The sequence below is a fragment of the Rhizobacter sp. P3_B12 genome, from assembly GCF_056402895.1.
In genome coordinates, this window is sequence record NZ_JBFUGN010000155.1 from 1 (window position 1) to 9,314 (window position 9,314).

General features: G+C 68.2%; 10 protein-coding genes. 8 read left to right on the plus strand and 2 right to left on the minus strand.

The genetic code is table 11. The annotated features are described in order from the left end of the window. The first annotated feature begins 23 nt into the window (after positions 1-23). The 7 genes from lolA to AC1D01_RS11140 all read left to right on the plus strand — a co-directional run bounded on the left by lolA (position 24) and on the right by AC1D01_RS11140 (position 6,876). Complete coding sequence (gene lolA / locus AC1D01_RS11110; protein WP_477866093.1) at positions 24-659, plus strand: outer membrane lipoprotein periplasmic chaperone LolA; 636 nt, start codon at positions 24-26, stop codon at positions 657-659. A 4-nt stretch (positions 660-663) separates the two neighbouring features. Then, positions 664-1,983 carry a replication-associated recombination protein A gene (locus tag AC1D01_RS11115; protein ID WP_477866094.1) on the plus strand — a complete coding sequence of 440 codons (1,320 nt, stop codon included), beginning with the start codon at positions 664-666 and terminating at the stop codon, positions 1,981-1,983. Between the two features lie 230 nt (positions 1,984-2,213). After that, complete coding sequence (locus AC1D01_RS11120; RefSeq protein WP_047507538.1) at positions 2,214-3,137, plus strand: branched-chain amino acid ABC transporter permease; 924 nt, start codon at positions 2,214-2,216, stop codon at positions 3,135-3,137. A gap of 19 nt (positions 3,138-3,156) precedes the next feature. Next, the gene (locus AC1D01_RS11125; RefSeq protein ID WP_477866095.1) at positions 3,157-4,248 is read left to right on the plus strand and encodes a branched-chain amino acid ABC transporter permease; all 1,092 of its coding nucleotides are present in this window, start codon (positions 3,157-3,159) and stop codon (positions 4,246-4,248) included. Positions 4,249-4,264: 16 nt separating this feature from the next. Next, positions 4,265-5,044: an ABC transporter ATP-binding protein gene (locus AC1D01_RS11130; protein ID WP_477866096.1), complete on the plus strand. Its 780-nt coding sequence runs from the start codon at positions 4,265-4,267 to the stop codon at positions 5,042-5,044. A gap of 121 nt (positions 5,045-5,165) precedes the next feature. Further along, positions 5,166-5,879 (plus strand): ABC transporter ATP-binding protein, encoded by a 714-nt coding sequence (locus AC1D01_RS11135; RefSeq protein WP_477866097.1) that lies wholly within the window; start codon positions 5,166-5,168, stop codon positions 5,877-5,879. 130 nt (positions 5,880-6,009) lie between these two features. Beyond that, the gene (locus AC1D01_RS11140) at positions 6,010-6,876 is read left to right on the plus strand and encodes a CsgG/HfaB family protein (RefSeq protein ID WP_477866098.1); all 867 of its coding nucleotides are present in this window, start codon (positions 6,010-6,012) and stop codon (positions 6,874-6,876) included. Between the two features lie 13 nt (positions 6,877-6,889). On the opposite strand, the gene AC1D01_RS11145 is transcribed toward AC1D01_RS11140, so the two are convergent. Together AC1D01_RS11145 and AC1D01_RS11150 are read right to left on the minus strand one after the other, a co-directional pair. Continuing rightward, a complete protein-coding gene (locus AC1D01_RS11145) occupies positions 6,890-7,864 on the minus strand; it encodes a Bug family tripartite tricarboxylate transporter substrate binding protein (RefSeq protein WP_477866100.1) in 975 nt (324 codons plus the stop codon). 10 nt (positions 7,865-7,874) lie between these two features. Beyond that, a complete protein-coding gene (locus AC1D01_RS11150) occupies positions 7,875-8,912 on the minus strand; it encodes a CDP-6-deoxy-delta-3,4-glucoseen reductase (protein WP_477866102.1) in 1,038 nt (345 codons plus the stop codon). A 42-nt stretch (positions 8,913-8,954) separates the two neighbouring features. Here AC1D01_RS11150 and AC1D01_RS11155 point away from each other — a divergent pair. Then, positions 8,955-9,314: NAD(P)H-binding protein (locus tag AC1D01_RS11155; protein WP_477866104.1), on the plus strand; the 360-nt coding region annotated here is incomplete at its 3' end.

A 9,314-nucleotide genomic window follows, 5' to 3' on the forward strand; every position in this document is an offset into this window, starting at 1 on the left:
GCCCAATCGTGATGAATGATGCGATGAATGACCGCCCCCGCCGCATGAAGGCTGTTCGTTCACTGGCGGCGCTGCTGCTCGCCACCGCGGCCGCCGCGGCCCACGCCGACGCGGTCGACACGCTGCGCGAGTTCGTGCGCGACGTGAAGAGCGGCAAGGCCGCGTTCACGCAGACCGTCACCGCGCCCGACGGCGTCAAGAAGAAGAACTCCAGCGGCACGTTCGAGTTCGCGCGGCCGAACCGCTTCCGCTTCGCCTACGCGAAACCGGTCAACCAGTTGATCGTCGCCGACGGGCAGAAGGTCTGGATCTACGACGCCGACCTGAACCAGGCCAGCTCCCGCAAGCTGACGCAGGCGCTCGGCGCGACGCCGGCCGCGCTGCTCGCGGGCGGTTCGCTCGAGAAGGATTTCGAACTCGCCCCGCTGCCCGACAAGGACGGCCTGTCGTGGGTGCAGGCGACGCCGAAGGCCAAGGACAGCGCGTTCCAGGCGGTGCGCGTCGGCTTCAAGGCGAAGGACCTGGCCGCGATCGAGATCACCGACGGCTTCGGCCAGCGCTCGCTGCTGCAGTTCAATGGCTTTGCGGCGAATGCGCCGATCGCGCCCGACCGCTTCGTGTTCAACGTGCCGAAAGGCGCGGACCTGATCGAGCAGTAGCCAGATGGCCGAGCAGCAGCTCCCCTTCTTCGATGAAGCCGAGGCCGACCGCCAGGCGCCGCTCGCCGAGCGCCTGCGGCCGCGCACGCTGAACGACGTGATCGGCCAGCAGCAGTTGCTCGGCCCCGGCAAGCCGTTGCGCGTCGCGTTCGAATCGGGCCGGCTGCATTCGATGATCCTGTGGGGCCCGCCGGGTGTCGGCAAGACGACGCTGGCGCGGCTGATGTCGGATGCGTTCGATGCGCAGTTCATCGCGATCTCGGCGGTGCTCGGCGGCGTGAAGGACATCCGCGAGGCGGTCGAGCGCGCCAACGCCGCCCGAACCAGCGGCCGCCGCACGGTGGTGTTCGTCGACGAGGTGCACCGCTTCAACAAGGCGCAGCAGGACGCCTTCCTGCCGCACGTCGAATCGGGCCTGTTCACCTTCATCGGCGCGACCACCGAGAACCCGTCGTTCGAGGTCAACTCGGCGCTGCTGTCGCGTGCCACGGTGCATGTGCTGAAGAGCCTGGACGACGCCGACATGGCCACGCTGCTCGAGCGCGCCCGCGCGCTGCTGGCAGCGCCACCGATGAGCGAGGCGGCGGCGAAGCGCCTGATCGGCTATGCCGACGGCGACGCCCGGCGCCTGCTGAACGCCTACGAGAACCTGGTGCGCATGGCCGGCACCGCGGCCGAGATCGACGAGGCCCAGCTCGAGAAATCGCTCGGCGAGCAGCTGCGCCGCTACGACAAGGGTGGCGAGCAGTTCTACGACACGATCTCGGCGCTGCACAAATCCGTGCGCGGCAGCGATCCCGATGCGTCGCTGTACTGGTTCGTGCGCATGCTCGATGGTGGGGTCGACCCGCGCTATGCGGCGCGCCGCCTGGTGCGCATGGCCAGCGAGGACATCGGCCTGGCCGATCCGCGCGCGCTGCGGATGACGTTGGATGCGGCCGAGACCTACGAGCGCCTGGGCTCGCCCGAAGGGGAGCTGGCGCTCGCGCAGGCGGTGGTGTTCCTCGCGATGGCGCCGAAATCGAACGCCGTCTACGCCGCCTACAAGGCCGTGCGCAGCTTCATCCAGCAGGACGGCACCCGCCCGGTGCCGCTGCACCTGCGCAACGCACCGACAAAGCTCATGAAGGACCTCGACTACGGGCGCGAGTACCGCTATGCGCACGACGAAGAGGGCGGTTTCGCGGCCGGCGAGCGCTACTGGCCCGACGATATGGAAACGCCGCGCTTCTATGAACCCGTGCCGCGCGGCCTGGAACTGCGTATCGGAGAGCGCCTGCAGGAACTGCGTCGGCTGAACGAGGAGTCCAGCAGGAAACGCTGATGATTCGGGTAAACGCCGAGACTTGTTCTGTTCCGCCCGGGTAATCGAGGCCTGTTTTCGCGGTGAGCGCCCTCTAGAATCCGCCGCCACCGCGTCATTTAGGTGCAGCGCAGCCCGCCAGATAGCCACGGCGGGCTTTTTGCTACAGGGAACGGTGGCTGGCTTCGCGCGGCAGCTGTTCTTTGAATCGACAAGGCTGCCGCCTTGGATTTCCGCAGGAGACTTTTCACATGGATACCTTCATCCAGCAGATCATCAACGGTCTGGTGCTGGGCAGCGTGTATGCGCTGGTCGCACTGGGCTACACGATGGTCTACGGCATCATCAACCTGATCAATTTCGCGCACGGTGAGGTGCTGATGGTGGGCGCGCTCACCAGTTGGACGGTCGTCACGGCGCTGGCCGGCACCGGCATGCCGGGCTGGTTGCTGATGCTGATCTCGCTGATCGCCGCCATCGTGGTGTGCTCGGCGCTCAACTTCACGATCGAGAAAGTGGCCTACCGGCCGCTGCGCACCGCGCCGCGGCTCGCGCCGCTGATCACCGCGATGGGCATGTCGCTGCTGCTGCAGACGCTCGCGATGATCATCTGGAAGCCGAACTACAAGTCGTACCCGATCCTGCTGCCGAGCGAGCCCTTCTTCATCGGCGGCGCGGTGATCAACACCGTGCAGATCCTGATCCTGGTCGTCACCGCGATCACGCTGGCCGGGCTGATGTACCTCGTGAACCGCACCAAGCTGGGCCGTGCGATGCGCGCCACCGCCGAGAACCCGCGCGTCGCGAGCCTGATGGGCGTCAAGCCCGACACCGTGATCTCGGCCACCTTCATCATCGGTGCCGCGCTGGCGGCGCTGGCCGGCGTGATGTACGCGGCCAACTACGGCTCGGTGCAGCACTCGATGGGCTTCCTGCCGGGGCTGAAGGCCTTCACGGCCGCGGTGTTCGGCGGCATCGGCAACCTGGCCGGCGCGATGGTCGGCGGCGTGGCGCTCGGCGTGATCGAGTCGCTCGGCGCCGGCTACATCGGCGACCTGACCGGCGACGTGCTGGGCAGCCACTACCAGGACATCTTCGCCTTCATCGTGCTGATCCTCGTGCTGACGCTGCGCCCGAAGGGCCTGCTCGGCGAGCGTGTCGCGGACCGCGCCTGAGCGCACAAGGAATCCCACCATGAACCTCAGAGACAACAAGCTCGGGACCTGGATCGCCACGGCCATCGTGCTGGCGATCGTGCCCTTCATCGCGCAGTACTTCGGCAATGCCTGGGTGCGCATCCTCGACATCGCGCTGCTGTACGTGCTGCTCGCTCTCGGCCTGAACATCGTGGTCGGCTACGCCGGCCTGCTGGACCTGGGCTATGTCGCGTTCTACGCGGTCGGCGCCTACCTGTTCGGCCTGCTCGCGTCGCCGCAGCTGGCCGAGACCTTCCCGCGCATCGCCGAGATGTTCCCGGGCGGGCTGCACACGCCGTGGTGGCTTGCGATCCCGATCGGCGCGCTGGTGGCCGGCATCTTCGGCGTGGTGCTGGGTGCACCGACGCTGAAGCTGCGCGGCGACTACCTCGCGATCGTCACGCTCGGCTTCGGTGAAATCATCCGCGTGTTCATGAACAACCTGGATGCGCCGGTCAACATCACCAACGGCCCGAAGGGGCTGGCGCAGATCGATTCGTTCAACTTCCTCGGCTACGACCTGGGCAAGCGCCACACGCTGTTCGGCGTGATCGACCTGCCGCCGGTCACCAGCTACTACTTCTTCTTCCTGGCGCTGGTGGTCATCAGCGTGGTCATCTGCTACCGGCTCGAGCGCTCGCGCATCGGCCGCGCGTGGATGGCGATCCGCGAGGACGAGATCGCGGCCAAGGCGATGGGCATCAACACCCGCAACCTGAAGCTGCTGGCGTTCGGCATGGGCGCCACCTTCGGCGGCGTGTCGGGCGTGCTGTTCTCGACCTTCCAGGGCTTCATCTCGCCGGAATCGTTCAGCCTGCAGGAGTCGGTGATGATCGTCGCGATGGTGGTGCTGGGCGGCATCGGCCACATCCCGGGCGTGATCCTCGGCGCGCTGCTGCTGTCTGCGCTGCCCGAGGTGCTGCGCTACGTGGCCGGCCCGCTGCAGAACATGACCGACGGCCGGCTCGATGCGGCCATCCTGCGCCAGCTGCTGATCGCGCTGGCGATGATCGCCATCATGTTGTCGCGCCCGCGGGGCCTGTGGCCTTCGCCGGAGCACGGCAAGGCGGCTCCCGTCCCGACCAAATAACAACAAGGAGCTCCGCATGGCAGAAACTGTTCTCAAGGTCAGTGGCGTCTCCAAGCGCTTCGGCGGCCTGCAAGCGCTCTCCGATGTCGGCATCTCGATCGAGGCCGGCCAGGTGTATGGCCTGATCGGCCCCAACGGCGCCGGCAAGACGACCTTCTTCAACGTGCTGACAGGGCTGTACACGCCCGACTCCGGCAGCTTCGAGCTGGGCGGCAAGCCCTACCAGCCGACCGCGGTGCACGAGGTGGCGAAGGCCGGCATCGCGCGCACCTTCCAGAACATCCGGCTGTTCGCCGAGATGACGGCGCTCGAGAACGTGATGGTGGGCCGCCACGTGCGCACCAGCTCGGGCCTGATCGGCGCGGTGTTCCGCACCGGCGGCTTCAAGGCCGAGGAGGCCGCGATCGCCAAGCGTGCGCAGGAGCTGCTCGACTACGTCGGCATCGGCAAGTACGCCGAGTTCAAGGCGCGCACGCTGAGCTACGGCGACCAGCGCCGGCTGGAGATCGCGCGCGCGCTCGCCACCGACCCGAAGCTGATCGCGCTCGACGAGCCGGCCGCCGGCATGAACGCGACCGAGAAGGTCGTGCTGCGCGAGCTGATCGACCGCATCCGCAACGACGGCCGCACGATCCTGCTGATCGAGCACGACGTGAAGCTGGTGATGGGCCTGTGCGACCGCGTCACGGTGCTCGACTACGGCAAGCAGATCGCCGAAGGCACGCCGGCCGACGTGCAACGCAACGAGAAAGTCATCGAGGCTTACCTCGGTGCCGGACACAAGACAACTGGATGACCCACCCCCGAAGCGCCTTCGGCGCCTCCCCCTCAAGGGGGCGCCGCCAGCGGCCCGGCAAAGCCGGTTCCGCGGCGGCCGCTGGGTCGAATTCTTTTGCTATTCAGAGTGAAGGGTTGTGATGTCCACAACATTGTTGAAAGTTTCGGGCCTCAAGGTCGCCTACGGCGGCATCCAGGCCGTGAAGGGCGTGTCGTTCGAGGTGAACGAAGGTGAGCTGGTCAGCCTGATCGGCGCCAACGGCGCCGGCAAGACCACCACGCTGAAGGCCGTGACCGGCCTGCAGCCGGTGGCCGCCGGCGACATCGAGTTCCTCGGCAAGCCGATCAAGGGGCAGGGGCCGTGGGACCTGGTCAAGCAGGGCCTGGTGATGGTGCCCGAGGGCCGCGGCACCTTCACGCGGATGACGATCACCGAGAACCTGCAGATGGGCGCCTTCGTGCGCAACGACAAGGAGATCGACGCCGACATCGAGAAGGTGTTCGCGATCTTCCCGCGCCTGAAGGAGCGCCGCAACCAGCTGGCCGGCACGATGTCGGGCGGCGAGCAGCAGATGCTGGCGATGGGCCGCGCGCTGATGGCCAAGCCGAAGGTGCTGCTGCTGGACGAGCCGTCGATGGGCCTGTCGCCGATCATGGTCGACAAGATCTTCGAGGTGGTGGCCGACATCCACAGCCGCGGCACCACGGTGCTGCTGGTGGAGCAGAACGCGAGCCGGGCGCTGCAGCTGGCCAACCGCGGCTACGTGATGGAGTCGGGCGAGGTCACGATGGACGGCGATGCGAAGGCGCTGCTGGACGACCCGAAAGTGCGCGCCGCCTACCTGGGCGAGTGAGCCGCGAAGCGCGTCGCTGAGGGGCAAGAACCACCCGCTTGGGTGGTTCCGCCGGCGTTGTCGCGTTCCTATACTGGCCCGCACAAAACGGCCCGGGACCAGGGCCGCGCCAACCCCTAGGAGTTCTTCCATGCAAGCCACCCTGCGCCCGTCCGGCCTGACCGGTCTGTCCCTTGTCGCCGTCGCCACCGCCGCGCTGCTCAGCGCCTGCGGGTCCACCATGCCGACGATGGGCGAGAACAAGGGCACCGTGTCGGGCGCTGCCGGCGGCGGCACGGCCGAGAACAGCAACAGCCAGCTCGAGAAGTGCCCCGAATCGCTGGGCACGCTGGCCGTGCAGGAAGACACCACCGCGCCCTGGTACTACCAGCTGCGCCAGCACCAGCTGGGCTCCACCATCCCGGTGCTGCGCCTGATGGTGCAGCAGAGCAACTGCTTCGTGATCGTCGAACGCGGCGGTGCGATGAACAACATGATGAAGGAGCGCTCGCTGGAACAAAGCGGCGAAGTGCGCGCCAACAGCAACTTCGGCAAGGGCCAGATGGTCGCGGCCGACTACACGATGAGCCCGGCGATCCAGTTCTCGGGCAAGACCGGCGGCGGTGGCGGCTTCCTCGGCGGCGGCGGGCTGGGCCTGCTGGGCGCGGTGGCCGGCAACGTGAGCCGCAATGAAGCGTCGACGACGCTGCTGCTGATCGACAACCGCTCGGGCGTGCAGATCTCGGCCRCCGAAGGCACCGCGAAGAACTTCGACTTCGGCATGTTCGGCGCCGCCTTCACCGGCGGGCTGGTCGGCGGCGGCGGCGGCTACGCGAACACGCCGCAGGGCAAGGTGGTCGTGGCCGCGTTCGCCGATTCGTTCAACCAGATGGTGAAGTCGCTGCGCAACTACAAGGCGCAGACCGTCAAGGGCGGCCTGGGCACCGGCGGCCGCCTGGGCGTGGATGGCGGCACGACGCCGGCATCGCAGCCGCAGGCTCCTGCGAAGAAGAAGTAAATCGGGGCCGGCTTCAGTCGACCTTCGCGCCTGAAGCTTTCACCACCTGCTCGTACTTCGCGCGTTCGCGCTTGACGAATGCGCCGAACTGCTCCGGCGTGCCCGGCATCGGCTCGGCCATCAGGCTCGCGAAGCGCGCCTTGATGTCGGGCGATGCGAGCGCCTCGGTGAACGCCTTGTTCATCTTGCGCGTCACGTCGGTCGGCAGGCCGGCCGGGCCGAACAGGCCGAACCAGGTGTTCACGTCGAAGTGCGCGAGCCCGCCACCCGCTTCGGCGATGGTCGGCACCTCGGGCATCGCGCTCGAGCGCGCCGTGGTCGTGACGGCCAGCGCGCGCAGCTTGCCGGCCTTGATGTTGGTCGATGCGGTCGCCAGGTTGTCGAAGTTCAGGTCGACCTGGCCCGACAGCAGCGCGAGCTGCGCCGGGTTGCCGCCCGAGTACGGGATGTGGACCATGAAGACGCCGGCCTGCGCCTTGAACATCTCGCCGGCCAGGTGCCCCGCGCTGCCGTTGCCGCCGGAGCCGTAGTTCAGCTTGCCGGGGTTCTTCTTCGCATACGCGACCAGATCGGCCACGCTGCGGATGCCCAGCCGCGTCGCCGTCTCGGTGTTCATCACCAGCACGTTCGGCACCTGCGCCACGCCGGTGATCGGCGTGAAGTCGCGGATCGGGTCGTACGGGATGCGCGCATACAGCCACGGGTTGATCGCATGTGTCGCCACAGCGCCCATCACGATCGTCAGCCCGTCGGGCGGCGATTTCGCGACTGCATCGGCGCCGATGTTGCCGCCGGCGCCGGCCTTGTTGTCGACGATCACGAGGCCCAGGCTGTCCTTGACCTTGTCGGCCAGCGCGCGGGCGATCACGTCCAGCGGGCCGCCGGGCGAGTAGGGCACGACGAGCCGGATCGGCTTGCCGGCCTGTGCGAGGGTTGCGGAGGGCAGCGCGGCGGCGCCGAGCAGTGAAAGAAGGTGTCTGCGGTGCATCGAGGGGGTCTCAGGCAGGGTGCTTGTCGGCTTCCGACGTGAATGAATCGGCGTAGAACTCTTCGGCGGGCAGGCCGCAACGGGCCACCAGGTCGCGCTGGGCCGATTCCACCATCACCGGCGCGCCGCAGGCATACACCTGGTGGCCGGACAGGTCGGGCAGGTCGGTCATCAGCACCTGGTGGACGAAGCCGGTGCGGCCGGTCCAGCCGTCGTCGGGCTTCGGCTCGGACAACACCGGCACGTAGCTCAGCCACGGCAGCTCGTTGGCTGCCTGCAGCATCCAGTCGTGCAGGTACAGGTCGGCGCGGCTGCGGCAACCCCAGTAGACGACGGCGGGGCGCTCGCTGTCGGTGAATCGCAGGTGTTCGACGATGGCCTTGATCGGCGCGAAGCCGGTGCCGCTGGCCAGCAGCACCATCGGCCGGGCCGAGTCCTCGCGCAGGAAGAAGCTGCCGAACGGGCCTTCGAGGCGCAGGATCTCTTTCTCCTTCATCGCGCCGAACACGTGGTCGGTGAACTTGCCGCCCGGCATGTGGCGGATGTGCAGCTCGATGCCGGGTTGCTGCTCCTGCGTGTGCGGCGCGTTGGCCATGCTGTAGCTGCGGCGGCTGCCGTCGCGCAGCACGAACTCGACGTACTGGCCGGCGTGGTAACGCAGGCGGTCGTTGGCCGGCAACTGCAGGTGCAGCACCGCCACGTCGCCGGCCGGCCGCTCGATGCGGTTGACGCGGCACGGCATCTTGCGCACCGGGAACTCGCCGGCCCCGGCGACGGTGCGGGCTTCGAGCACCACGTCGGTCTGCGGCGCGGCGCAGCAGGTCAGCACGAAGCCGGCTTCTTCTTCGGCGTCGCTCAGCGCCTTGGCCTGGTGGGCGCCGTGGATCACGCGGCCTTCGAGCAGCCTGCACTTGCAGGAGCCGCAGGCGCCGTCCTTGCAGCCATAGGGCAGGCCGATGCCCTGGCGGATCGCTGCCGCGAGGATCGGCTCGTCGCGATCGACCTGGAAACTCGTGCCGCTGGGCTGCACGGTCGCGGTGAAAGTCATGGGGTAACCTCGAAACCAGCCCTCGATTCTGCCCGCGATCCAATGCCCTTCCGCCCCGACCTGCCGACCCGCTTCAAGCGCCCCACCGTGTTGATCGTCGGCTGTGGCGATGTCGGGCAGCGCGTCGCCCGCCTGCTGAAGGGGCGCTGGCGCGTGCTGGCCCTCACGTCGTCGCCCGCGCGCCTGCCGGCGCTGCGCGCGCTCGGGGCCGTGCCGCTGCCGGGCAACCTGGACGATGCGGCGACGCTCGGCCGCCTCGCCGGCCTGGCCGACGCGGTGCTGCACCTGGCGCCGCCGCCGGGCGAGGGGACTGGCGATCCGCGCACCGCGGCGCTGCTGCACGCGCTGGCCCGTTCGACGCGCGTGCGCCGCATCGTCTACGGCAGCACCAGCGGCGTGTAT

Coding starts and splice junctions, on each gene's coding strand:
- lolA (WP_477866093.1), top strand. CDS start 24: ATGAATGACCGCCCCCGCCGCATGAAGGCTGTTCGTTCACTGGCGGCG.
- AC1D01_RS11115 (WP_477866094.1), top strand. CDS start 664: ATGGCCGAGCAGCAGCTCCCCTTCTTCGATGAAGCCGAGGCCGACCGC.
- AC1D01_RS11120 (WP_047507538.1), top strand. CDS start 2,214: ATGGATACCTTCATCCAGCAGATCATCAACGGTCTGGTGCTGGGCAGC.
- AC1D01_RS11125 (WP_477866095.1), top strand. CDS start 3,157: ATGAACCTCAGAGACAACAAGCTCGGGACCTGGATCGCCACGGCCATC.
- AC1D01_RS11130 (WP_477866096.1), top strand. CDS start 4,265: ATGGCAGAAACTGTTCTCAAGGTCAGTGGCGTCTCCAAGCGCTTCGGC.
- AC1D01_RS11135 (WP_477866097.1), top strand. CDS start 5,166: ATGTCCACAACATTGTTGAAAGTTTCGGGCCTCAAGGTCGCCTACGGC.
- AC1D01_RS11145 (WP_477866100.1), bottom strand. CDS start 7,864: ATGCACCGCAGACACCTTCTTTCACTGCTCGGCGCCGCCGCGCTGCCC.
- AC1D01_RS11150 (WP_477866102.1), bottom strand. CDS start 8,912: ATGACTTTCACCGCGACCGTGCAGCCCAGCGGCACGAGTTTCCAGGTC.